This window comes from Paenibacillus mesophilus (genome assembly GCF_005938385.1).
GTDB lineage: Bacteria > Bacillota > Bacilli > Paenibacillales > NBRC-103111 > Paenibacillus_AB > Paenibacillus_AB mesophilus.
In genome coordinates, this window is the sequence record NZ_VCRA01000023.1 from 86,286 (window position 1) to 110,419 (window position 24,134).

The 24,134-nt window shown below is 54.8% G+C and carries 19 protein-coding genes; 16 read left to right on the plus strand and 3 right to left on the minus strand.

All coding sequences use genetic code 11. The annotated features are described in order from the left end of the window. Positions 1–792 precede the first annotated feature (792 nt). The 3 genes from FE783_RS28685 (at position 793) to FE783_RS28695 (ending at position 4,899) form a co-directional block, all read left to right on the plus strand. Positions 793–2,142 carry an ABC transporter substrate-binding protein gene (locus FE783_RS28685; protein ID WP_138882819.1) on the plus strand — a complete coding sequence of 450 codons (1,350 nt, stop codon included), beginning with the start codon at positions 793–795 and terminating at the stop codon, positions 2,140–2,142. Between the two features lie 60 nt (positions 2,143–2,202). Then, entirely contained in the window at positions 2,203–3,774 is a 1,572-nt protein-coding gene (locus tag FE783_RS28690) for a type 2 periplasmic-binding domain-containing protein (protein ID WP_138882820.1), read from the plus strand. Positions 3,775–3,864: 90 nt separating this feature from the next. Further along, complete coding sequence (locus FE783_RS28695; RefSeq protein ID WP_138882821.1) at positions 3,865–4,899, plus strand: Gfo/Idh/MocA family protein; 1,035 nt, start codon at positions 3,865–3,867, stop codon at positions 4,897–4,899. 37 nt (positions 4,900–4,936) lie between these two features. Here the strand turns inward: FE783_RS28695 and FE783_RS28700 are convergent, their stop codons facing one another. Next, positions 4,937–5,767 (minus strand): helix-turn-helix transcriptional regulator, encoded by an 831-nt coding sequence (locus tag FE783_RS28700; protein ID WP_238403294.1) that lies wholly within the window; start codon positions 5,765–5,767, stop codon positions 4,937–4,939. A 170-nt stretch (positions 5,768–5,937) separates the two neighbouring features. On the opposite strand from FE783_RS28700, the gene FE783_RS28705 reads away from it, so the two are divergent. From FE783_RS28705 to FE783_RS28740, 8 genes are all read left to right on the plus strand, one after another. Then, on the plus strand, positions 5,938–7,224 hold the full coding sequence (locus FE783_RS28705) for a Gfo/Idh/MocA family protein (RefSeq protein ID WP_138882823.1): 1,287 nt from the start codon (positions 5,938–5,940) through the stop codon (positions 7,222–7,224). Positions 7,225–7,345: 121 nt separating this feature from the next. Next, on the plus strand, positions 7,346–8,347 hold the full coding sequence (locus FE783_RS28710; RefSeq protein WP_138882824.1) for a LacI family DNA-binding transcriptional regulator: 1,002 nt from the start codon (positions 7,346–7,348) through the stop codon (positions 8,345–8,347). A 392-nt stretch (positions 8,348–8,739) separates the two neighbouring features. Beyond that, on the plus strand, positions 8,740–10,047 hold the full coding sequence (locus FE783_RS28715) for an ABC transporter substrate-binding protein (protein WP_138882825.1): 1,308 nt from the start codon (positions 8,740–8,742) through the stop codon (positions 10,045–10,047). A gap of 34 nt (positions 10,048–10,081) precedes the next feature. Continuing rightward, positions 10,082–10,960: a carbohydrate ABC transporter permease gene (locus tag FE783_RS28720; RefSeq protein ID WP_138882826.1), complete on the plus strand. Its 879-nt coding sequence runs from the start codon at positions 10,082–10,084 to the stop codon at positions 10,958–10,960. Then, the gene (locus FE783_RS28725; RefSeq protein ID WP_138882827.1) at positions 10,953–11,783 is read left to right on the plus strand and encodes a carbohydrate ABC transporter permease; all 831 of its coding nucleotides are present in this window, start codon (positions 10,953–10,955) and stop codon (positions 11,781–11,783) included. The genes FE783_RS28720 and FE783_RS28725 overlap by 8 nt, the downstream gene beginning before the upstream one ends. A gap of 37 nt (positions 11,784–11,820) precedes the next feature. Next, entirely contained in the window at positions 11,821–13,704 is a 1,884-nt protein-coding gene (locus tag FE783_RS28730; RefSeq protein WP_138882828.1) for a right-handed parallel beta-helix repeat-containing protein, read from the plus strand. Positions 13,705–13,859: 155 nt separating this feature from the next. Next, entirely contained in the window at positions 13,860–15,008 is a 1,149-nt protein-coding gene (locus FE783_RS28735; protein WP_138882829.1) for a hypothetical protein, read from the plus strand. 3 nt (positions 15,009–15,011) lie between these two features. Next, entirely contained in the window at positions 15,012–15,839 is an 828-nt protein-coding gene (locus FE783_RS28740; RefSeq protein WP_238403295.1) for a divergent polysaccharide deacetylase family protein, read from the plus strand. Positions 15,840–15,970: 131 nt separating this feature from the next. On the opposite strand, the gene FE783_RS28745 is transcribed toward FE783_RS28740, so the two are convergent. Next, positions 15,971–16,774, minus strand: a complete 804-nt coding sequence (locus FE783_RS28745) for a hypothetical protein (protein WP_138882830.1) — start codon at positions 16,772–16,774, stop codon at positions 15,971–15,973. Positions 16,775–17,013: 239 nt separating this feature from the next. Between FE783_RS28745 and FE783_RS28750 the strand changes: the two genes are divergently transcribed. From FE783_RS28750 to FE783_RS28765, 4 genes are all read left to right on the plus strand, one after another. Next, positions 17,014–18,132, plus strand: a complete 1,119-nt coding sequence (locus tag FE783_RS28750) for a glycosyltransferase family 4 protein (RefSeq protein WP_158302080.1) — start codon at positions 17,014–17,016, stop codon at positions 18,130–18,132. A 264-nt stretch (positions 18,133–18,396) separates the two neighbouring features. Next, positions 18,397–19,629 (plus strand): stage II sporulation protein P, encoded by a 1,233-nt coding sequence (spoIIP, locus tag FE783_RS28755; RefSeq protein ID WP_138882832.1) that lies wholly within the window; start codon positions 18,397–18,399, stop codon positions 19,627–19,629. Positions 19,630–19,694: 65 nt separating this feature from the next. After that, entirely contained in the window at positions 19,695–20,981 is a 1,287-nt protein-coding gene (gene spoIIP / locus FE783_RS28760) for a stage II sporulation protein P (protein ID WP_138882833.1), read from the plus strand. Positions 20,982–21,054: 73 nt separating this feature from the next. Further along, positions 21,055–21,495, plus strand: a complete 441-nt coding sequence (locus FE783_RS28765; RefSeq protein WP_138882834.1) for a hypothetical protein — start codon at positions 21,055–21,057, stop codon at positions 21,493–21,495. 282 nt (positions 21,496–21,777) lie between these two features. Here FE783_RS28765 and FE783_RS28770 read toward each other — a convergent pair whose 3' ends face one another. Further along, positions 21,778–22,578 (minus strand): IucA/IucC family C-terminal-domain containing protein, encoded by an 801-nt coding sequence (locus FE783_RS28770; RefSeq protein ID WP_138882835.1) that lies wholly within the window; start codon positions 22,576–22,578, stop codon positions 21,778–21,780. Positions 22,579–23,200: 622 nt separating this feature from the next. On the opposite strand from FE783_RS28770, the gene FE783_RS28775 reads away from it, so the two are divergent. Further along, a complete protein-coding gene (locus FE783_RS28775; RefSeq protein ID WP_138882841.1) occupies positions 23,201–23,725 on the plus strand; it encodes an ADP-heptose synthase in 525 nt (174 codons plus the stop codon). Positions 23,726–24,134 lie beyond the last annotated feature (409 nt).

Consider the following 24,134-nt stretch of genomic DNA (forward strand, 5'->3'; position numbering starts at 1 on the left):
TAACGTCCGGGGCTCCCCGCATTCGAACCGTTCCCGCACCCGTAACTGGAAAACATGCCGTTAATTTTTCGATTTATCGCTTCTTGTGATAGCTTAACTGGAAAACCTGTAGTATATTTTATCGAAGTTGCTTTTTGGGCCCGATTATGACGAATATAGCTGTAGGTTTTCCCGTTATTGCTTGCTATTTGATTTTTTCTAGTTACTTTTACTGTAGGTTTTCCATTTAGTGGATCGAGAACGGTCAAGTATATAGTTTGACTTGCAAAAAGAACGAGGAAATTCAGCGCAGTGCGTGATTTGATGCGATGGATGACGGGGAGCCGGAAGTGCTTTCCGCAGTACCGGCTGGAAGACAGGTTGAAGCTGAATAAAGTGGAAGGCAGCTCGTAAGAGATCAGAGGGAATGGTTATTGGATCGGAAAGTTTGGGTGTGAATTTGACATGGACCTTGCAAAATCACACTCGCGCCGCCTTTGAAGTCGTGTTGTTACCGCCAAGTCTAATCAAGACAACACGACAGTGGGCAGCGGTTGGAGTTCAATACCCCTTCCCTCCAACGCGCTAACGTTTGGGTTTGCACACTAATGGACCGTCCGGGCGTTTTTCCAGGACGGTTTTCTTACGTTGTATTACAATATTCAACTCGTTGTACCGGGCCCCGGAAACGGGCCATTTCAACGATATGAATATATTGTGATTGAACGGCGAGCGCTTCTTGGAGTAGGGTGAGGATGTTCCGGTGTCCGGGGCCGGAATCGAAGATATTGATAAAAATAGGGAGGTTGTTTCATGAAGGGACAGATCAGAACGATATCGCTATCGCTGATGGCTATTGCACTGCTTGCGGGCTGCGGCAGCGGGGCGGCAACCGGCGGCGACAAGGCCGACAGCGGAAGCCAAGATAAGGGCAAAGCGGCGGAAGGAAAAAGCAAGGAGCCCGTCGAAATTGTTTTCTACGCCCAGAACGGCATGACGCCGGCCGATTTCGACAATCGGTACGGCAACAGCTTGAGAAAGAAATTTCCCGATTATACGATCAAGTACATCCAAAACACGGGAAAAGGGATGGACGTCGCCGGCATGCTCGCCTCCGGTACGCATTACGATGTTTATTTCGCCAATGTCGGCTACTTCGAGGACGAATTCATCTCCTACAATTTGCAATTCGACATGTCCGATCTGATCAAGCAGCACAAGGTCGATCTCAACCGGTTCGACCCGTCGATCATTAGCGGCGTCAGAGCTTCAAGCTATGGCATTTACGCGCTTCCCGTCGTAACCGATTCGATCGGCATCATTTACAATAAAGATATTCTCGATAAATTCGGCGTCCCTTATCCGAAAAACGGCATGACCTGGGGGGAAATCTACGATCTGTCGCGCAAGCTGACAAGAACCGAGGGCGAGAAAAGCTATATCGGATATGCGCCGTTTGTCAATTACATGCTATCTATGAATCCGCTTTCCATTCCGCTTGTCGATGAGAAAACAGGCACACCCACGATGAACCGGGACGAGCGATGGAAGAAATTTTACCAGACCTTGCTCATCGCCCCCACCGAGGTGCCCGGCGTTCAGGATTTCATGAAGAAGCACGATGTGCTGAACGGCTTTTTCATAGATCAACAGGTGGCGATGCTGGGCGGCATGACCGCTTTCGTGGCCAGCAGCCGTGGCGATCAATTGAGCAAATTCAACTGGGACTGGGTAGCCATGCCTTCGTTCCAGGATTTGCCGGGCGTAGGGGGGCAGCCATATACCCAATATTTCGGCATTACGCGGATGGCGAAAACCAAAAATACCGCGGATGCCGCGATGGAAATGCTGAAGCATCTCGGTTCGGACGAATTCCAGACGGAAATCGCCAGGAAGGGCTTTATGCCGGTCCTGAAAAATTTGGACGTAAGGAAAGAATTCGGTCAGGATACGAAGTATAAGGATAAAAATTGGGGCGCCTATTTCTATAATAAAATGGCGGAAGTCCCGTATAAGAGCGTGTACGAAATCCCGATTTCCAATCTGTATGTGGCTAACATGAATCAGGTCATTAAAGGCGAGATAGACTTCAATACCGCATTGCGGCTATCGGAAGAGAGCGCGACGAAGAAACTGCAGGAGCTTAAAGCAAAAGCAAAGTAGACACAACCGCTTGACGCTTGATTGTCGAGGCGTCTTTCGGAGCAGAGGAGGCTTGAAACGATGAGATTGCGCCCATGGATCAGATCTGCGCTTGCCGCTATGCTCCCGGTTCTCGCCATCGCTGCGTCCGCCTGCGATTCGACCGCTCCGGAGCGTGACGGATCGAACAACGGCCAACCGCGTAATCCGGGGATCCAAATCGTCGGGCTGAACTGCAATCCGTCCTTCGACCGGAAAACGGCCGAGGAGAGGCGGGTGCACGACCGGATACGGGAACAAACGGGCGCCGATGTCCGCATCGTCTTCTCGGACGGAGGAGCCGGAGGACCGTGCAGGTCTAAGCGGAATATGATGCTCTCCTCCGGCGAGCAGTTGGATTTCGCCGAATTGTCCATATCCGAAGCCGTACAGGCGTTTAATGAAGGCCTCATTTTACCGCTGAACGGTCTGCTCGACAAATATGGTCCGAATTTAAAGAAGAACGTAGTTCCCGAGGCGTTCGAGAGAGCGACCTATGAAGGGAACATACTGGGCATTCCGATCGAGAACGGTCTTCTTACGCTCAATGCGCTGCAAATCAGGGCGGACTGGCTCGCAAAGCTGCAGCTTCCGATCCCGAAAACGGTAGACGAATACGAGCAAGTGCTGAAAGCGTTCAAGGAACGCGACCCGGATGGGAATGGAATGCCCGATACGGTTCCGCTTGCCGTCGCCTCGGGCAGCTCGTTCAACATGCTGGAAAGCGTTCTCGGTCCGAGCTTCCTTCCGCAGGCGTTCTGGTGGTGGCAAGACGCCGACGGCAGGCTGAAGCCCCCCGAGCTCCACCCCGGCTACAAAGCGTTTCTGGCCCGGCTAGTCGACTGGAACAATAAGGGGTATTTGTGGACGGATATGCTCCTGTCGACGACAACCAAGCAGCAGGAGCTTATTGCCGGTAACCGGGCAGGCTCGGTAGCGGCCACCTATTCGGGGACGATCGTGAACGCCGGCGAGATACTCCGGAAGACCGTGCCGGACTACAACTACATCCCTGTCGTGCTGGAGGGCGCACATGGCATCAATCGGTTGCCCGCCGCCCCTATCGCTTATGCGGTATGGGTCATTTTCAAGAAAAACGCCGATCCTGCAACCGTCATGAAATATTTCGATTACCAGGGAACTTACGAAGGGAGCATGTTGACCTGGTTCGGGATCGAGGGCGACAATTATACGACAGCCCCGGGAGGTATGGTCGAATTTATCGCGGAGGACAAAACCGATCTGGCCAAAGCGAACTACTACGCCAAATACAAAACGGTATACATCAACTGGCCCGGCAAGCCGGTGTGGCCGATCAACGCCTGGGTATCCGGGGAGTACAACCTGAAGAGGGAGCAGGTAAACCGGTTGCCCCGGTTCGAGCCTATCGACTCCGGCGTGTTTTATGACATGACCAAATGGGAGTCGTACCCGAAGCTGAACGACCTGAACGCTTATCTCAACGAGCAGAAGGTCAGAGTGTACAACGGCGAAATACCCGTCGACAGCTGGGACGGCATCATGGAGCGTTGGCTCGACATGGGCGGCCGGCAATTGATTGACGATCGCAACAGGCAGTACGCGGCTGCAGCCGACCGGCAGCGCCTCCGGTGAGAAGTCGACACGACCGGAAAAGGCTCCGGTCGAAAGGCGGAGCAATGAGGTATGACCATCATATAGAAATTGGCGGAATAAGGAGCAGCCATGAACAAATATCGAGCGGCCGTAATCGGGCTGGGCTTTATCGGACTGAAGGCGGATATCCCGAGGAAACATTTGCCGCAAAGCCATGCGCTTGCTTACCGGATGAACCCGGACATCGAATTGGCAGCCGCCGTCGGCGTTCGACAGGAGCAAGGCGACCAGCTTGCCCTCGTAGCTCCGGGAACGAACTATTACATGGATTTAGGCGCGATGCTGGAAGAACAGCGGCTGGATGTCATTAGCATTTGCACCCCGGAGCACGTTCGTCTCGACCTTCTTCAGACCGTGATGTCCCGTTCGGCGGCTCCCGTCCTGTTTTTGGAAAAACCGGTCGCGACAAGCGTTCAAGAAGCGGAGGAGATTGCGGCGCTCGTAAAGCGCCACCGGCGAACCGTCGTAGTCAATCTGTCGCGAAGATGGAGCGACGGGGTGCGCCAAATTCGGCAAGCCGTTCAGACCGAAGAGTTCGGAAGGCTGACCAACATCCATCTGCGGTATACGAGAGGCGTGCATAATATCGGCTCGCATTTATTCGATCTCGTTCGGAATGTAGCCGGAGAGATCGATCGAGTCCAGGTCGTTAGGCAAGTCGCGACGAACATGGATAAGAAGGGCGATTGGACTTTTTCCTTTCTGTTTTCGCTTACGAATGGCGTTCCCGGGTATGCGGAGGCATTCGACGACCGGAATTTCCTCATGTTCGAGATGGATTTGTTTTTTGAGAAAGGCAAGATCGAGCTGCTTCGGACAGGCGATGAAATCCGCTTCTATTCCGCAGCCGGGCATGCGTCGATTCAGGGATACCATCTGAGGCTGGAGCGGGAGGAGCAAAACTTGCTTGCCCGAACTAGCCATATTCAAAATGCGGTAGAACATATCGTCGATATTTTGCGAACCGGCGCCGAACCGGTAAGTTCGCTTGAGGATGGCATCTATCCGCTGTATGTAGCGGATGCCTTGATTCGATCTCACCGGAACGATGGATCAGTCGAGCCGGTACGGCAAGCCGGTTGTAATGGAGATTACAATGATTGACGCCGAGCTGTTCTCGTTCCGATTTCAATAACGATTCTTATTTGCCGTCAGCCCGCTTGGCCGATTTCCGGTAATCAAGCGGGTTTGTTTTCGTCAATTGCTTGAATACGCGTCCGAAATGCCCGAGATTCTCGTAGCCGACCGTCTCCGAGATACGCGTTACTTTCCACTCCGTCTCCTTCAGCAGCCGCTGCGCTTCCCTGACTCTCACCGTATTGACATACTCTACGAATGAAAACCCGGTTACCTTCTTAAACATCCGGCTAAGATGAAACGGACTTACATAATGCGATTTGGCTACCGATTCGAGCGACAGCGGAGCCTCGTATGCGCCGTTGATGTATTCGACGATTTCGGAAATTTTTTTGTGCGCCGGGCTTTCGTGCTCGTACGGGGCTTGCTCCTGCTCCTGGCGGTCCAGCCTCCTGCCGCACCAGAGAAGCAGCGTGACGAGCCTTGCCGCGAGCGACGCATCGCTTCCCAGGAGCTCCTCCCGATCCTCCTGAAGCATCTCGAACAGCAGACGTTCCATCCATTCCCGCTCCGGCAAGTTCAACCGCAGCCGCCGGATTTTGCGGCGAAACGGCTCGAACAGCAGCGGCTCATCGAATTTGTGCAGAAACCGCTCGCTGAAATTGATCAGGATGCGCTCATGATTCGGAACGCCAGCGTCGCCGGTTTTGTGCAGCTCGTTTTTGTCGATGAACACGATATCGCCCTTGCTGATCCGGTACGTATTGTCTTTGATGAAATAGTTTCGTTCCCCGGACAGCAAGTAATAAATTTCGTACGGCTCGTGAAAATGGTTGGACGGCATCGAATGATGGCCGGATATTTTGCTCAGATGGATGTAAAACGGTTCTTTCACGGTACAACCCCCCATAAACGAATTGTACTATATGACAGTGCGCCGCGTAAGACGGGTAAGCGCAAGAAATGTGAAAAAAAGCGGCAAATGCGCAATAAACCGGCAGAAACTCCGAAAATATTGCGTTAAAATAAAAACGTATTCAACCATAAACAAAAGGAGTGCCATCCATGACACGGAAGAAATTCGCCTTGGTCGGTACAGGGGGCAGAGCCGAGTTTTTCTACGGCGCGCTGGCCAGAAGCTTTCGCGACAAAAGCGAGCTGGTCGCATTCTGCGACATTAACCGGACCCGGCTGGAATATGCCAACCGGCTTCTGAAGGAGAAATACGAGCATCCCGAGGTGCGGCTGTACGGCTGCGAGCAGTTCGATGAGATGATCCGGCAGGAGAAGCCCGATACGGTCATCGTCACCTCGATGGACCGCACGCATCATACGTACATTATCCGCGCGATGGAGCTCGGCTGCGACGTCGTAACCGAAAAGCCGATGACGATCGACGCCGAGAAATGCCAGCAAATTATCGACGCGGTCAAACGGACCGGACGCGATCTGCGCGTCGCCTTCAATTACCGTTACGCGCCGCACAATACGAAAATCCGCGAGCTCATCATGGACGGCACGATAGGGGAAGTACATTCCGTACATTTCGAATGGCTGCTCAACACGATGCACGGAGCCGACTATTTCCGGCGCTGGCACCGCGACAAGCGCAATAGCGGCGGGCTGCTCGTCCATAAATCGACGCACCATTTCGATCTCGTCAACTTCTGGCTCGGTACTTCGCCGGAAACGGTATACGCCATGGGCGGTCTTAGGTTCTATGGCCGTGAAAACGCGGAACGCCGAGGCGTGACGAAGTTTTACCAACGCGCCCACGGAAGCGAAGCGGCCAAAGACGATCCGTTCGCGCTTCATATGGAGAAGAACGCTCACATGAAATCGCTCTATCTGGACGCCGAGAAGGACGACGGCTACCAGCGCGACCAAAGCGTGTTCGGCGACGGAATCAGCATCGAGGATACGCTCGGCGTCATGGTACGCTACAAGAACAAGGCGATCATGACTTATTCGCTCAACGCTTACTTGCCGTGGGAAGGGTTCAACGTCGTCTTTAACGGAAGCAAAGGCCGCATCGAGCTGAAGGTGGTCGAACGGGCGTACGTCAATTCCGGCGGCAAGAAAGAAGACGAGGGAGCGCTGTCCTATAAGCTGCTGACCGTGCAGCCGATGTTCGAGCGCCCGTACGAGGTGCAGATCGAAACGAGAGCCGGAGGGCACGGCGGAGGCGATCCGATCCTGCTGAACGATCTGTTCGGGGAGCGCGAGGAAGACCGTTTCCATAGAGCCGCATCGCATGTGGACGGCGCCGTCTCGATTTTGACCGGTATCGCCGGCAATATTTCGATGCAGACCGGCAACGCCGTTCGGATCGACGATTTGGTCAAGTTTTAACAGAAAACAATTCATTCGGAGCCGACCGGGTTTTTTCGGGTTCGCTCTTAACAATTGCGAACACGTGTAATATAATAGTTGGGAGTGAACCCGAAAGCTCGGAAAGGAAGATCCCGTCCCCATGAAAGTTACGATCAAAGATATCGCCAGAGAGGCCGGCGTCAGTCATCCGACGGTTTCGAAGGCGTTAAACGGTGCGCCCGGGGTCAGCGAAGACATCCGCAAAAAAATCGTCGCCATCGCCGATCGGCTCAATTATGTTCCGAATTTGGCCGCCAAAAGGCTGGTCGACCGCAAGACGAATTCGATCGGGCTCATCTGGCCGAAAATCGAAGGCTTGTTTTTTTACCATCTCGGCTTGCAAATTCAGAAGGAAGCGGCTTCGCGCGGACTCGACGTCATTATGTCGCTCGCCGAACCGCCGGATGCGCTGCGCATTTTCAACGAGCATTTCGTCGACGAAATCGTGTTCTGGTGCCCGCCCGGCTGGCTGCCATCAGTCGAATTCATCAAACAGCGCGAGCTGTTCCACGGAAATATGCTGCTCATGGGCGGCGGACGAATGGAGCAGACGCACTATATCGGGGTCAACCGAAAGGACGCGGCGTACGAAGCCGTCCGCTATTTGGCTTCACAAGGCCACCGCAAGCTAACGTTTCTCGGCAACCGCTCCGACAAATTGACCGGTTTTACGCAAGGACTGCTGGAGCTTAGGCTCGATTACCACGATCACTACTTCGTAGCGATCGAACCGGGCGATTCGGTGACCGAGGATAAATTGATCGATCTGTTCGAGAGCGCAGACCGGCCGACGGCCTTCGTAGTCGACAGCCAGACGTACGCTTTCGAGCTGCTAAAGCTATTCCGCAAACGAAAAATCCGCATCCCCCAAGATTTTTCGCTCGTGGTGTATGACGACATCCCGGAGATGGAACGGATGGAAGTTCCGCTCACGACGGTCGGACCGTCGATCTACAAGCTGGCTACCGCCGCTCTGGACATTTTGACCGGCCGGGACGGACGAGGAGAAGGGAAATATGCCGACGTCGAGATCGGCTGCGAGATGCACATCCGCAAATCGGTCGGCCGGATACAGCTCGAGACGCGCGCCGAAAATGCTTGACCCGTTGCGAACACGTGTAATAGAATGAAGCTGTTACCGTATCCGGTTCAGACAGGAGACGAAAGATTTAAAAGAATTTCCAAGAGGAAATTCCGCCTAATTGGAACACGTGTAAGTAAAAACATCACGAGGCCTTTATATACAGGGAGAAACCGTGTTTTCGTTATTTTACCCGCTATAGGATCATAAGAAAAACGTCTATCGACGTACTTCAAGGATGAGCGACCGCTACTCTCACCCCAAAAAGTGACGCTATCCTTCGAAGATTACGCCGGGTACTTTTCGGGGACCCCGAACACCAGAAGTTTTTCTTGGTAAAGAAAGTCTCACTTCGCTTTAACGCTTTAGCAATTTTAAACTTTCTTTATCGTTAAAAAAGGGAGGCACTAACCATGAAAGTGAACAAAACAGCAGTCCTGTCGATAGTGACAGCGCTTACGCTGTCGGCTTGCGGATCGGGCGGGTCCGGTCAAACTGAGAGCGCTTCCAATTCAGGTGCACCTTCGCAGCCGAAGGAAGTAACGCTGAAGATCGGCTTGCCGGGCGGCTACGACATTACGAACAAGAAAATCATCGACGGCTTCAAGGCGAAATTTCCGCATATCAAGCTGGAAATCGACGAATCGCCGTGGGCCGATTTTACGAAAAAAATCGTCACGAACATCGCCGGCAACAACCCGCCCGATATTTGGTTCCAGGAAAACGCGGTCATACTCGGCTACGGGAAGCGCGGGGTCGCCGAAAATCTCGAGCCTTACATCAAGCGCGATTTGAAAACGGCCGACTATATCGAGTCGCTGACGGCGGCCAAAGCCCCCGACGGCAAAATATACGGCATCCCCCACGGAATCAATTCCAGCGCGCTTGCCTACAACAAAAGGCTGTTCCAGGAAAACAACGTCCCGGCTCCGACCGACAATTGGACGTACCAAGACATGATCGACGCTGCCAAGAAGCTGACGAAAGATACGAACGGCGACGGCAAACCGGATGTGTTCGGCTTCAGCACCGCTTCGAGCATCGCGCTCGGCTGGATTCCGTGGATCAAATCGAGCGGAGGCTCGGCGATCAACTTGGCCGCGAACAAGGCGTCGTTCACCGATCCGAAAACAATCGAAGGGCTGCAAAGGTGGGCGGATACGATACATAAAGACAAAATCAGCCCGACCCGAGAGCAGCAGACGAGCGTCAAATATTTCGAAGAAAGCAAGTCGGCGATGACGTTCGTGCAGTTCGCCCAACAGGTTTCCTTGAACAAGAACAAGCCGGATCTCGACTGGGATGTCGTGAAGATGCCCACGGGATTTAACGGCAAACGATTCGTCCCGATCGTCGTCAACCAATGGCTCGTTTATTCGAAAGCGAAACCGGACGCGAAGGAAGCGGCATGGACGTTCCTCAAATATTACTTGAGCGACGAAGCGCAAACGTTCCTGTCGGAAAGCGGAGCGAGCATGCCGGTCAAGAAAACGACGCTGGAAGCGCTCGAGAAGCAGACGACGAAGCCGCTGAACAAGAAGGCGTTCACGAAAGGAACCGAGGAAGCGGGCGGAACACTGGATGAGAATCCGACTTGGAACGAATGGCGTGCGGCGGCAACCCCGATCTTGAACGACATTATGGACGGCAAGACGCAGGCCGCCGACGGAGTCAAGGAAATTCAGCAAAAGGTGCAGGCGATATTGGACGACGACAAGTAGGTCGCGCCATGTGCGGATCAAACGAGGTGTTTCGATGAGAAAGCAAGGCTGGTGGGGCTTCTGCTTCACCCTACCTTTTGTGCTGCAGCTGGCCGTATTTTTCTTCTTCCCGTTCGTGTTCTCGTTTTACTTGACGTTTACGAAATGGGATCTGTTCAATCCTCCCGCTTGGGTAGGCTTAAGAAACTGGATCCAAATGTTTCAGAACAACGTTTTTTGGCTATCGCTGCGCAACGTTTTTTATTTCGCGCTGTTGTTCGTTCCGCTCCAGACGATTGTGGCTCTGCTGCTCGCCTACTTGCTCAACCAGCAAATCCGCGGAAAATCGCTGTACCGCATGGTTTACTTTTTGCCGGTCATTACGCCGTGGGTGGCGGGCGGCCTCATCTGGCTGTGGATTTATAACAGCGAATTCGGCATTTTGAATTGGGTGTTGAATGGTCTCGGGCTAGACTCTGTCAAGTGGGTGACCAGCGACAAATGGTGGCTCGTGATCGGCTCGATCGCCGTCGTCAACATATGGAAGGGCGCCGGCTATTCGATGGTGCTGCTGCTCGCGGGCATGCAGAGCATCTCGAAGGAAACGGTCGAGGCGGCGAGAATGGACGGAGCGAACGGCTGGACCTTTTTCACGAAAATTACGGTTCCGATCGTTTCGCCGATGGTCTATATGACGATGATTTTATCGACGATCGCGGCATTCCACGCGTTCGACGTCTTTCTCGTCATGCTGGGCGACATTAACGCCGTCCACGACCGCAATATGGTTCCGAACATCCTGATTTACCGCGACGCGTTCCTGAACGCGAAGATGGGCACGGCGTCGGCATGGTCGTGGGGATTGTTCGCCGTCATTCTGCTCGTGACGTTGTTCCAGAAAAAGATGGAGAAGAGGTGGGTCCATTATGAATAAACCGTCCCGCGGAATGCAGTGGGCCGCCTACATCGTTCTGACCGCCGGCGCGCTGATTATGCTCGTCCCGTTCTACCAGATGATCTCGACATCGCTCATGAAGGCGGGCGACGAGCTGACCCTGCCGCCGAAGCTGTATCCGGACCCGGTCATGTGGAGCAACTTTGCCAAAGTATGGATCGAGGTCAATTTCGTCCGCTACTCGATGAACAGTCTGTTCGTCACCGTCCTCGATCTGATCGGGACAGTGGCATCCTGCGCGATAGTGGCGTACGGCCTCGCCTTCTTCGAATTCCGGGGCCGCAATCTCATCTTCATCGCGATGCTCGGTACGATGATGCTGCCGTCTCAGGTGACGATGATCCCGACGTACTTCATCTGGAAGGAGCTCGATATGCTGAATTCTTATTATCCGCTCATCCTGCGCAGCTTCTTGGGTACGGCGTTCGGCATATTCCTGCTTCACCAGTTTTTCAAAACGCTGCCGAGAGAGCTGTACGATGCGGCTTGGGTCGACGGGGCTAATCCTTGGAAAATATTTTACAAAGTCTATTTGCCGCTGACGACTCCGGCTTTGTCCGCCTTGGCGGTGTTCACGTTCATCAGCTCATGGAACGGGACGCTCGAGCCGCTCATTTATTTGCAGGACAAAAAGCTGTATACGCTGCCGCTCGGTCTGCTGTTTCTGAAAAACGAAGTGGACAACAAAATGACGCTCATCATGGCCGGATCCGTCATAACCGTTCTGCCGGTCATCATCGTATTCTTGTTTGCGCAGAGGCATTTCGTTCAAGGTATTGCGTCGACCGGCCTTAAAGGCTGAGTAGTCGTAAAATTACATGAATGGGGAGGAAACGGCAATGGAAACGATTAGCAGAAGGAAATTGTTGGCTTCGATCGGCATCGCAGGGGCGGCACTCGCGGCAGGCGGCCTAGTTAACGCCGGTTCGCAGGTCGCATACGGCAAGACGGACGTGACGGACAGCGTATACGGCAGCGACGGAAAGTTGCATTGGAAAGACTTGGAGAAGCTCGACTTCGTAGTGAAAGTAACGCTTGCCGAGCTTAGGGGCGGAGCGGATATCCGTCCGGAAGACGCTTATTATGTAACGGATGCCGGGATGGAAGGGATTTTCCTTTACGATCAGGCGGATACCGCTACTCCCGACAATACCGGTACGGTTGTCGTTACATCCGGGGGAAAACGTTTCAAACGGGTGTACGCGGGTACGGTAAGTTGCTCCTGGTTCGGTGCCAAAGGAGACGGGATTACGGTGGAGACGCAAGCGCTGCAAAACGCCCTGAACGCGTCGGCCGGCAAAAAGCTGTTCATCCCGAAGCAGCTAAACAGCCATTACTTGACAGGACAATTGTTCGTTCCGAACGATATCGTGATCGAGCTCGAGCCGGGCACGGTCATCCAGGCAGTCGATACGCTGCTGCGCAGCGCTCCTTATGAACGTCTGATCCGCATCAAAAATGTAAAAAATGTTGCAATCATCGGCAACGGGACGACGTTCAGAATGAACAAGGCCGCTTATACGACGGGCGAGCAGGCGCACATTTTCGACATTAGCGGTTCCGAGAATGTGACGATCGAGCGAGTCAGCGCAAACGACAGCGGCGGCGACGGCTTCTATGTAGGCAACTATGAGGCGGCAACGCCGTATTCCAAAAACGTCGTGCTTCGCGATTGCATATCGAACAACAATCGCAGGCAAGGCTTATCGGTCATTTCCGTTGACGGATTTCTCGCCGACGGCTGTCGCTTCACCAATACGAACGGAACGGCGCCGAAGAGCGGCGTCGACATCGAACCGAACAATAACAGCGGAGCGGATGTGCTGAAAAAAGTCCGGTTCGTCGGCTGCGCGGCCGAAGGCAATGACGGGCGGGGCTTCCTGATCAGTCTTCACCGGATGACGGCGGCGAACGAGCGGGTCGACATCACGTTCGAGAATTGTGTTACGAAAGCAAACTCGTTCGGCTCCTCCGTTAATTATGGCGGAGACGGGGCGAGAGCGGTCAAGGGCGAAATCAAATTTATCGACTGCACGGCGGAGAAGGAGCAGTACGCCGGCTTCTCTGTACTGTCCAACTCGTCCGAAAGCGTGAAGACGACTTACGTCCGCTGTAAGGCTGTCAACTGCAATACGGTCAATGCACCGAACGATGCTTACGGGTACGGCTCCTCCTTTATAATAACGACGGTCCCGCAGCAAGTCAGAGCCTCAATCGGCAACGTCGAATATGTCGGCTGCCAATCGATCGACGACAGAGCCGTCCCGCTCATCGTCCGCGGTTTCGCGGCGAAACGCAATGCGGGCGAAATCATCCGGAATGTCCGGTATGAAGATTGTAAAGTGTCAGGCGTGACGCAAAGCTTGTATTATATCGATCCCGTTACCGAGAATGTGCATGCATCCGGCGTTCCCGAGCCTTCCGTCGCAGCCGCCGCGTCCGGACCGGTCTTGCCCGGCAGCATCGGACATACGCTGACGAACGCAGGGGCGCCCGGCGATATCGAGCTTGCGCTTCCCCAAGCGAAAGCGGGCTACACATTCCGTTTCTTGGTGGAACGTCCTCATGCGATCAAATTGCTGCCTCGAGCCGGAGCTTCGATCCTGAAGCCGGCCGGTTCCGGCGCGAACGTCCAGTCATCGAACCCGGGCGATTCGATAGCGCTGCGCGGGCGGGCGGACGGCAATTGGGAAATTTCCGGCGTCGTCGGCTCCTGGTATTAACTGCGGCATTCGGTCTAATACACAAAGTTATTCTTAGTAAATGTCAATACGTCAACCTTCTTCCGAGGTTGGCGTATTTGTTTTTGGCATACCACATATTTTGCATGCTCCTGCAAACAATGATTAGGTAACGACATTTTATGGAGGCTTGAAGCATGACACACTTCATTAGCGCCGTCCGTTTTATTGCGGTCTCATCGATTATGCTCGGCGTCCTGCTTGCCGGAAACCCGATCGCGGCTGTGGAAGCGGGAGGCGGCGATTCCGTCACATTTACGATTGTGGTCAAGGTGAGTCCGGAAGCTTCGCATGCAACGAGCGAATCGGTGACACGCAAAGATTGGGAGCGTTCTTGGAAGGAAGCAAAGTTTGAAGAGCCGGCAACCCCCTCTTTCCCTTATACCGACGTCTATATGGAAATCGCCGAAGGCGGCGGCAAACGAATGTTTGCGATTAAGGAAGACGGAGTGCTGGTCGAGGCGGGTACGAACTTAACGGTGGCCATGCCTGCGAAAATTCGCCATCAGTGGCTCGAATATGCGGACTTGCTGCGCGATAAGCACTATGGCGACATGCTTGAATGGGGACAGGCGAAAAGCAGGGTGCCGCTTAAGGGCAAGCTGACCGTGTTCGATTTGGAGACGGGTCTTTCGTTCCAAGCGCAGCGGCGGGCCGGGAGCCATCATGCGGATGTCCAGCCATTGACGCGCGCCGATACGGCCGTAATGAAACAAATATATGGCGGTAAGTGGAGCTGGAAAAGACGCGCCATCCTCGTGCTGTCGGACGATCGGCCGATCGCGGCTTCCATGCACGGAATGCCGCACGGCGGGGATGGAATTCCGGACAACGGCTTTTCCGGCCATTTCTGCATTCATTTTCTCGGAAGCTCCACGCATCGCTCCGGTCAGGTAGATTTGGCGCACCAGTTGATGGTTCATAAGGCGGCAGGGAAGCTCCCGGAGCTGCTCGGCCAAGCGTCACCCGAACGGATGGCGGAATCGCTGTTCGAAGCGCTGCACCAGCAGGACGGCGCGCTTCTGAGAGCCGCACTTCATGGAGCGTCGGCAGAGACGCAAGAAAAGTTCGAGAAGCTTCTTCGGACCGTGGACGATGTTCGAGTCGCGCCGTTTAAGCAATCCCCGGACCGTTCCGAGTCCGTTGAGGCGGAAATCCCGGTAAAGGTCACGATTCAAGGGCGGGGCGGCGGATTGCGGGAAGAAACGTTCCGGCTGCAATTCGTGAGGGAAACGATCCAATCCCCATGGATATTGACGGATGCGGATTCGGGGAAAGGGCGATGATCCATGAACATTCCTAAGCAAATGAAGGCCGGGGCTCGTATGAGGCGCGCCGCGGCGCAGATCAGTCTTGCTGCGATGCTGACGCTGGCGTTATCCGCGGCCCATGCGTCGGCGGCGGCAGGGGATACGGGCGCAGGTACGAAACGGATCGCGATCGTGATCGACGATCTAGGCAACAATATGGCGGGAACCGAAGAAATCATGTCCGCCCCGTTCCGGCTGACGGTAGCCGTCATGCCGTTCCTGCCGACAACGAAGCGGGATGCCGAATGGGCGCATCGCGTCGGACACGACGTCATCGTCCATTTGCCGATGGAGCCTTTGCGGGGCAGGCGGAACTGGCTTGGGCCGGGAGCGATTATGACCGATCTTGCCGACGACGAGATACGCCGCAGAGTCGAAGCCGCAATCGACGAAGTGCCGTATGCGGTCGGCGTGAACAACCATATGGGGTCGAAAGTGACCGCAGACGAACGGGTCATGAGGATTGTGCTGGACGTATGCAAGAAGCGCGGGCTCTTTTTTCTCGACAGCAAAACGCATTACCGCAGCGTCGTATCCCGCATCGGTTCCGAGCTTGGCGTTCCGGTGCTGCAAAACCAGATTTTTCTGGACGATATCGCCAGCACCGCCCACATCTCCCGGCAGTTCGAGCTGATCCGGAAGCAAGTCGACGAGCAGCGGACTTGCATCGCGATCGGACATGTCGGCATTCCCGGCAAAAAAACGGCTGCCGTGCTTATTCAGTCGGCTCCGACCGTGTCCGGCGATACGCAGTTTGTCCGGCTGTCGGAGATGGTCCAGACCGTTTCACAGTCCCGGGGCAAATAATCAGCGACAACTCGATTTTAACGGAAGTGGAGCGCATTCCCCAACCTCTTGCCTTCGCCGCTGCATCTTTTTGCACACTTTCTCAACAAACTCAACCTCCCGTATAGGGAGGTTTTTTAGTGAACGGGATGTCATCCTTGATCCGGCAATTGAGCTTTGGCCGTTTCTATCGCCCCGCTGATTTGGATCTCCAAATTGTACAAATTTTGTTTATGCACGACAACCAGCCGGAAGTCGGCAAGTAGGTTGTCCAAAGTGGCCGACAAAGAATGAGCTTCCCCTTTTTTGACGAGCGGGGTGAACGCTTTCCAATTATCGGCGAACCGTTTCTTGACGGCTCCCGTCGAGCTTTTTTCCGCTTTGATCGCGGCTTCCAGCGGGTCGATGTCCGCCATCGCGGCCCGGACCTTTTTTTGTTTGGCCGTCGCGCTGTCTTTGGCGGTGCGGTAAGCGGCCTCTTTCGCTTTGATTTCCAGCTTGGCCAGCTGCACGAGAATTTTCATGCTGTCCGCGCGCATTCGCAGAAACGAAGTCAGCTCCTTGCCCGGCAGCGATTTTGCCGCGGATATTTGTTTGTTCAAGGCGGTGTACGAGTCCAGAATCGGCTTATACCGTTCCTTCGTTTGCTCCATTTCCGCTTTCAACTTGTCCAGCAGGGCGGAGTCGATTGCCGCGACATCGCGGCGCAAATCGCTCAGCGCTTCATCGTTCCGACTGCCGGCCGCCTTTGTCCAAACCTCCCAATCTTTGTCCTGCTGCTGCAAGCCGATCAGTTCGGCGTACTGGGCGTCCAACCGCGGATCGGAGCCGGCCAGCTTGTCGAAAGCGGTTTTCTGGGAGGCCGATAATTCGTAAGAGGCGGCGTTTGCGGCAGCGGACGCGAAAGCGGCAATCCAGAATGCCAATAAAACAGCTGTAAGCTTGCGTATGATCATCCTTCTTCTCCCCCCGGAGGTTGCGGATTACGACAAAAAAACACCGGCAAGCAAGGCATAGCTGCCTTACCCGACCGGTGCTTCCGTCGACACAACCCGTTTTGTTTCCTCCGCTTCCAATTTACTCCATTTGGCCGAAGGTGTCAAGTCCGAGAGAGCGGCAGTAGTCTGAAACCTATACCTCCGTCCCGTCCCCGGCATAGCATATGGGGAATCCATCCTTAGAAAGGAGAGGCATTGTGAGAATAGCGATTATAGCGCCCGGCGAAATCCCGGTTCCGCCCCGGGTGGGCGGATCGGTCGAACATTGCATCGCGGAGATCGCCAAGCGGATGGTGGCCTCCCATCAAGTGACGGTGTACAGCAGAAGAAGCCCCGGGTATTCATCGGTGACGCGAAAAGGCGGCTTGACCATCGTCCGCGTCCCCAGCGGGAAGGGCGGCCGTTATTTACGCGGCGTCCTGAGTACGATCGGAGGCAAAACTTTCGACTGGATCCAGATCGACAACCGCCCCTCCTTCATTCCGACGGTTCGCAGAGCGTTTCCCCGTTCGCGGATCGCCATATTCCTGCATTCCACCACGTTCGTTACGCCTCCCAAGGCATCAAGAGGCAATGGATCCCGTTTGTTGGCCCATGCGAACCTCATCGTAGCTAACAGCCGATCGCTCGCCGCCTGGCTTCGATCGATGTTTCCGGGTCTGAAACATAAGGTGAGGTATGTGCCGCTAGGGGTGGACCTTACCGAATTCAGAATGCCTACACAGGGGCAAAAGCAAGCCGTCCGGAATGCATACGGCGCTTCGGGCAAATTCTCGGTGCTCTTTGCGGGGAGGCTCGTTCCGGATAAAGGAGTGCCGGTGCTCCTAAAAGCTATGGAGCTCGTAAGCCGCTCGGTTCCGGGCGCCAAGTTGTATATCGCCGGAGGAGCGGGAAAGCGAGCCTACGTACGGCGCCTGAAAGGAATAGCCGCCGCCAGTCGCGTTCCGGTCCGCTTCCTCGGATATGTACCGCGTAAACGCATGACTCAATTGTATTGGCTGGCGGATTGTTTCGTCTGTCCTTCCCAAGGAAAGGAAGCATTCGGGCTCGTCAACGTGGAAGCGATGGCATCCGGCACGCCGTGTGTTGCTTCTAGCAACGGCGGAATTCGCGAGATCATCAGACACGGACGTACCGGACGGCTTGTAGCCCGTTACCGGAGCCCGCATGCTTTCGCCGAACAAATCACGGCTGTCGCCCGCAATCGTAAAATGGCGGCTGCGATGGCGCTTCGCGCGCGGGAGGACGTGGTTCGCCGCTTCGGCTGGTCGTCGACCGCCGCCAGACTGGCCGGGATTTATCAGGCCAACAGGTAGGCTGCTTTTTTTACGAATGCGGATCGTAAGAGGGCTGCGGAATGTCGCGGAGCGGACAATTCGGAATCTTACTTGACCGTATAATAGGTTTCGAGATTCATAGCACGACGGTTCCTTGAGCACGCACCGGAAGCCGTGATCCGTTACTTACGGGACGCGGCGAACACCGGGTGCGTTTTTTTTGCCGGGAACTGTTCTACCGGCCGCGAACGTTTCATAGATTTGGTAACAGATAGAGTCGATAGACAACAGGGAGGGATTTCGATGAAATGGGTAGTCGCCACGATGAACGTCAGCGCCGTCACCCGGACGCTGCGTGCCGTTCGCTCCATGAGCCGTCTGTTCGCCATTCTTTCGGTCGCCGCGCTTTTGTTTTTATTCGCAACCGGTCTGATGGGCCTTGCGCAGCATAAATGGTCGGCCGCCTCGTCCTCGTCGCTCCGAGGCGCCGCTTCGTCGCTTTCCGCTTCTTTTTTTATGGACATGCTTGCGATGGAGCTGCCGCACCTTCAAGGAAACATAACCACATCGACGTTCTCGCCGAAAAACACGGTTTCGTTTCTGTTCCGGTATACGCTCGGCGTCCATCCTTCGAGTCCGATCAGCCTTCTTGCAAGCGAATTGCCGGGGATGCGGAGCGAGTCGAGCGCGCTGCTGTATTCCGGACACGCGACTCAGGCAACCGATTATCCCGCCGATTTTACGCCGCCGCCCGATGCTTTCCGCCCGAGCGACAGTCCACCCGCGGCTCAAACGCCACAGCCTTCAGCGCAAGCGCCGGCACTGCAGCAGCCCGATACGGCGCCGGCCAATCCGGCCCAGGAAGCAGCTTCGAAGGAGCCGCAAATCTTTATCTACCATTCGCATAACCGGGAATCGTTCCTGCCCGAGCTGAAATCGAAGGGAATCACGAGTCCGGATCTGGCGTACGACACGGATGTGAACGTGACTCTGGTCGGCAAGCGGCTCAAGGAAAAGGTCGAGGCGCTCGGCATCCCGGCGCTGCAATCGACACCCGACTATCCGTCGACGGTCAAGTCGTTCAACTATGCGAAGTCCTATGCCTATTCGGCGGTAACCGTGAAGGAAGCGATGGCGCAGCACAAAAAGCTCGGCATGATCTTCGACGTTCACCGGGATTCATTGAACCGGGATAAAACGACCGTCCGCATCGGCGACAAAGATTATGCTCAAGTGTATTTCGTCGTAGGCAAAAAAAATCCGGGCTGGGAACAAAACTCGGAGTTCGCGAGCAAAATCCATTCGAAGCTCGAAAGTACGATGCCCGGCATTTCGCGCGGCGTATACGGCAAAGCTTCGAACGGCAACGGCGAATACAACCAGTCGCTGTCGCCGAACAGTATTTTGCTCGAGATCGGCGGACCTTACAATACGCTCGAGGAAATGTACCGTACGGCTGATCTGCTCGCGGAGATCATTGTCGACATGCAGCGGGATGCTCTTAAAGCAAGCGCGCCGGCGGGTTCGGCGAGGTAGGCTCCGATCGGTTGAAACTTTGTCCCGGTGCTGTCGAAGCCCGGACGCGGAAGGAGAAGCATCGAATGAATAGTTGGTCCAAATGGGGGAGCCTGATCAAATCCGCCGGTTCCGCTCCAGGGTATGGCGGCGTACTGCGGCGCATATTCGCCGCATACGCCGGGATCTCGCTGCTCCTGTTCGCGCTCGCGACGGCCGCGGCGCTGTGGCAGACGCAAGCAGCGGTTTCGCCGAAAGCGGCGATGAAGCGGATGGCGGCTTCCGTATCGCCGCAGTTTTTTATCGATATGATCGGCTTGGAAGCGGCCTCCTTGAAACGGTCCGGGGAAACGACGTTCTCCGGAGGCAGTGTCGGCCGTTATTTGGCGGAGAAGCTGCTTCATGTCAATCCGGTCGAGCCGAAGTCGCTGCTCGCCAGCGAATTGCCGGGAATGCGGGGAACGAAGCGATCGCCGGACGATCCGAAGCGTACGGATTCCCTTGTCGTCAACGGCAACGGCAATGCGGGACAGGGACAATCCGACGGCAATGCCGCAGGCAAGCCGGCCGATGGCGTTCAAACGCAGGGAGAAGCCGTCGCCGCTCCGGGTTCCGATGCCGGGAAAGAGCCGCCCTTGCAGCCAACCGGAGGTCAAGGAGCGAACGGCGTCCAGCCTGATCCGATCCCGGTCAAGCCGACTACCGCAGGACGTAAAGTCGTGTTCGTCTATCATTCTCACCCGCGGGAGTCTTGGGTTCCGGAATTGAAAGTATCGAGCGCGAATGAAGCGGAGGACTCGCAAAAAAACGTAACGCTCGTCGGCAAACGGCTGACGGACAAGCTGGAAGAGCAAGGGATCGGCAGCGTCCATTCCGGAGTCGACTATCCGACCAACGTGCCGGGTTACAACTGGAACTATTCCTACAAATATTCGCTGCAAACCGTGAAGGAAGCGTTCACGCAAAACAAAGACATCGCCTTCTTGTTCGACATCCATCGCGATTCGGCGGCCCGCGACATTACGACCGCTTCGATCGGTGGCACCGATTACGCCAGAGTGTATTTCATCGTCGGCAAAAAAAATGAACGTTGGGAGCAAAACGAAGCGTTCGCAAGAAAAATCCACAACAAGCTGGAAGCGGAATATCCGGGACTGTCGCGGGGAATATGGGATAAAGGAAGCGGGGGGCACGCCGAATACAACCAGTCGGTTTCCCCGAACAGCATTTTGATCGAGGTAGGAGGTCCGTTCAATTCCCTCGAGGAATCGTACCGGACGGCGGACATTTTGGCCAAAACGATATCGGGCTTGTACTGGGAAGCCGAGAAAGTAAATGCGACAGCGGGAGCAGCCGTCGCGGTCAATAAATAAGATGCTTTTGTCCGTGAGGGCATTTACAGGGTAGGACGCAGAATGCGGACGATTAGCCGAAGGGGGAGTTACTATGCCGCGTTATTCCGTAACGTTTATCGTCGTTGTCCTGATGCTGTGCTTCGGCATCTTTTTCGGAATCGAAATTGCGACGCGAGGAATGGCCAACATTCAGGGGCCGGCTGCCGGCTACGCCGTGCAAGGGCAAAACGGCGGCGGGTCTCAGCCGCCGACGCAGCCTGCAGCCGGCGTCGGGCAGAATGCGAATGCGGGCGCTGTCCGGCCGAACGGGACGAATGCGAATGCGGGTACGGCGCCCAATCCGGCTGCCGGAAGCGGTGTCGCCCAACAGTCGGCCGCCCCGGTCCGTCCTCAGCCGAAGCCGCAGCCCCAGCAGATTACGGAAGATTCCGGGGTGAACCGGGTCGGCAATCAAATCGGCGACATGCTCCAGTCGGCCGCCCATGGTACGATCCGCGCGATCGTATCCGTGCTTGACAGTATCGTGAACTAGGAAGAAAGACGAACCCCCTGGTAGTGAAGATCCGCTTGGCAGCTTATTCCGTCGGAGAAGCTGTGCTGCTCTCGCAACAATAGCTACAACGAAAATTCGAATGTACTTCACCGAACTGCATCGATCAAGCTATTGTTATTACTTCCGGAAGAGCCCCGTAATAACATAAAGCGGTATTGGCGGAAACGACCGTTCCGTTCATACCGCTTAACCGTGTTCTATCCCCTCACAGTGGAATCTTCTATTTCCGGCGCATGAATGGCAGGGCCCGCGAGGGCCGCGTTAAGCGGAATGGCCGCTCTTTTCCCGGATTTTGCATTTCATTTCTTCCCGCTGCGTTTCGTTCAGAATCGGGCAAGTGTAACACTTTACCCCGTTTTCTTTGCGGTACCACATACAGCACGAGGAGCGGACGATCAATTTCTCTTCCGCCTTGTACGGGCTCTCGATGTAGCGCGGAGTGTGCACATACGGATTTTTCCGGCGATTGAACATGTCCGGAGCAAGGGCGAGAAGTAATGCCCGATCGTGCATGTACTTCTCTTTCAGCGCTTCGTTCGGGGCGTGGCGGGCGACATAGTCGTTGACCGAAATCATCCGGGCTCCGAACTGGTTCCAGATCAGGTCGGGCTTGAAGCCCGCACATGAGGCGGCTGCCTCGACTACAGGCGTGACCGTATGGAGGAACAAGCCGGTCAGCTCCGTTATAATCGCTTCGTCCCGTCCGGTTTCCGGGAGCGGCTTCCAGCGAACTTCGTCGATTTTGAGCACGAGGTGTGCATGGTCGTCGTGCGTTTCCAGCTGGACGGTCAAATTGCCGAGCGACAAGTCCAATACGTGGTCATATTGCCACATATACGTATGGACGGCGGCGGGGATCCCGAAGAAGGCGAGTCCTGTAAACGATACGGCGATGTCCAGACCGAGCCCTTTCAGCATATCTCGTCCCCGGCTCAGCAGGTCTTTCATAATATCCGGCTTCAGCAATTGCGCGGCGGGCACCGAAAATACCGGGTGCTCGCAGCCGTTAGGCGTAATGTGAAAATATTTGTCGGCGAGCGAAATGTCAAACGATGGCTGCATATGAACGTTCCTCCCTGCAAGGCACTATGTACATTTGTATAAGGGGTCGGCGCTGATGGGTAAAACCGCGCGACAAATCCTAAGGCCGGTCGTCTCCGGTTAGCGGAGTGAAATAGAAGTCTTTTGGGACTCTTATCTGTTGCGTGACGCAGCCGGTGCGCGATCTAAGAGACGTTTGGACTATTTGGATAAAGCATCGTTTTTGCCCAAAATAAGAGGGGAAAATAGCTCTTATCGGGCAAATCTCCCGCGTGCCTCGGCTGATTATACGGGGAAAACGGCCTAAACATGATAACGATTATCATTATTACTACTTATGATAATCGAGCGAAGCAAATCGTGTCAATGGACGGTTTCGCGCCGATACGGAAACGTTAACGATCCGGTTCGAATCGGTTAAACAGCCGCTGGTTTGTCCGTTGCGCAAATGGTATGATATAGGGGTTTAGAGTGAAGGTTTACGAAGTCAGCTTTGCTGCGCAAAGCTCAGTAGCGCTTACGAAGATAGCTTTGCTTCGCAAAGCTCAGTAGCGCTTACGAAGATAGCTTTGCTTCGCAAAGCTCAGTAGCGCTTACGAAGATAGCTTTGCTTCGCAAAGCTCTAAGGAGGAATTCGACCATGATGAACCGGCGCTTTGTCATCGAAGCCGTGCTGGTTGCCGTATACGGTCAACTGCTGGTGCCGGGCCGTCCTGTGGAGTATTTGATCCCGTATTCCACCATCCAGGAGCTGTACGAAATGAGAGACAGCAACGAGCCCGTCATGCCGGAGGCGGACGACGACGCCCACGTCAAGCAGAAAATCGACGAGCTGATCGCATTTTTCGAAGAATCGTTCAACCGCAAAAAAATCGAGCGCGCCCTGCAAATGCCTTGGAAAAAAAGTCCGCCGCTGCTCGTGAACGACGAAGTGACGTTCACCGTCGTCTACGCGATCGATAACGCCCATTACGGAGAGACGTTCGATCCCGTGGAAACGGAGCTGATTTTGACGGCGCTGCATGAGAAGGCTCCGATCGTAACGGATCAGCTTGAATTTCTGGACAAAGTGATCGACGGGGAAGTGCCCGTTCAGACATACGACGTCGAGGATTTCGAATTCGCCCTGGAGGAACATTTGACGGAAGAGGACTGGAAGTCGCTCTAAGCTTCGGGCGGCAACAGCGCCGCTCCGACGAACATTCCGTCTGTCCGGTCCAGCCCAGCCCCGTAGCCAGCCTAGTACGGGTACGGCTTCGGCCGCACGCCAAAAACGCCCTTAATCGCCAAGCGCGGTTGGAGGGCGTTTTTGTTCTTGCTTCAACAGAACTAAAGCGTTAAGGGGTATCCATTCATACGTGCTTAAACTGAACTTCCGCTCCCCTAACTGGAAAACATGCCGTTATTTTTTCGAATTTATCCGCTTCTGCGAAAGTTTTACTGGAAAACCGAGACTGTCGATTAAATCGCCGAATCCATTTTGGAGAAAACGATTCAAAAAGGTCGGTTTACCTATTAAAAAACATATTTTTCTCCCATTTCCTCCATTTTACTCGGTATTTTGGTATAATATAAAT

Coding starts and splice junctions, on each gene's coding strand:
- FE783_RS28685 (WP_138882819.1), top strand. CDS start 793: ATGAAGGGACAGATCAGAACGATATCGCTATCGCTGATGGCTATTGCA.
- FE783_RS28745 (WP_138882830.1), bottom strand. CDS start 16,774: ATGATCATACGCAAGCTTACAGCTGTTTTATTGGCATTCTGGATTGCC.
- spoIIP (WP_138882832.1), top strand. CDS start 18,397: ATGAAATGGGTAGTCGCCACGATGAACGTCAGCGCCGTCACCCGGACG.
- FE783_RS28695 (WP_138882821.1), top strand. CDS start 3,865: ATGAACAAATATCGAGCGGCCGTAATCGGGCTGGGCTTTATCGGACTG.
- spoIIP (WP_138882833.1), top strand. CDS start 19,695: ATGAATAGTTGGTCCAAATGGGGGAGCCTGATCAAATCCGCCGGTTCC.
- FE783_RS28775 (WP_138882841.1), top strand. CDS start 23,201: ATGAACCGGCGCTTTGTCATCGAAGCCGTGCTGGTTGCCGTATACGGT.
- FE783_RS28705 (WP_138882823.1), top strand. CDS start 5,938: ATGACACGGAAGAAATTCGCCTTGGTCGGTACAGGGGGCAGAGCCGAG.
- FE783_RS28690 (WP_138882820.1), top strand. CDS start 2,203: ATGAGATTGCGCCCATGGATCAGATCTGCGCTTGCCGCTATGCTCCCG.
- FE783_RS28720 (WP_138882826.1), top strand. CDS start 10,082: ATGAGAAAGCAAGGCTGGTGGGGCTTCTGCTTCACCCTACCTTTTGTG.
- FE783_RS28730 (WP_138882828.1), top strand. CDS start 11,821: ATGGAAACGATTAGCAGAAGGAAATTGTTGGCTTCGATCGGCATCGCA.
- FE783_RS28770 (WP_138882835.1), bottom strand. CDS start 22,578: ATGCAGCCATCGTTTGACATTTCGCTCGCCGACAAATATTTTCACATT.
- FE783_RS28765 (WP_138882834.1), top strand. CDS start 21,055: ATGCCGCGTTATTCCGTAACGTTTATCGTCGTTGTCCTGATGCTGTGC.
- FE783_RS28715 (WP_138882825.1), top strand. CDS start 8,740: ATGAAAGTGAACAAAACAGCAGTCCTGTCGATAGTGACAGCGCTTACG.
- FE783_RS28735 (WP_138882829.1), top strand. CDS start 13,860: ATGACACACTTCATTAGCGCCGTCCGTTTTATTGCGGTCTCATCGATT.
- FE783_RS28725 (WP_138882827.1), top strand. CDS start 10,953: ATGAATAAACCGTCCCGCGGAATGCAGTGGGCCGCCTACATCGTTCTG.
- FE783_RS28710 (WP_138882824.1), top strand. CDS start 7,346: ATGAAAGTTACGATCAAAGATATCGCCAGAGAGGCCGGCGTCAGTCAT.
- FE783_RS28740 (WP_238403295.1), top strand. CDS start 15,012: ATGAACATTCCTAAGCAAATGAAGGCCGGGGCTCGTATGAGGCGCGCC.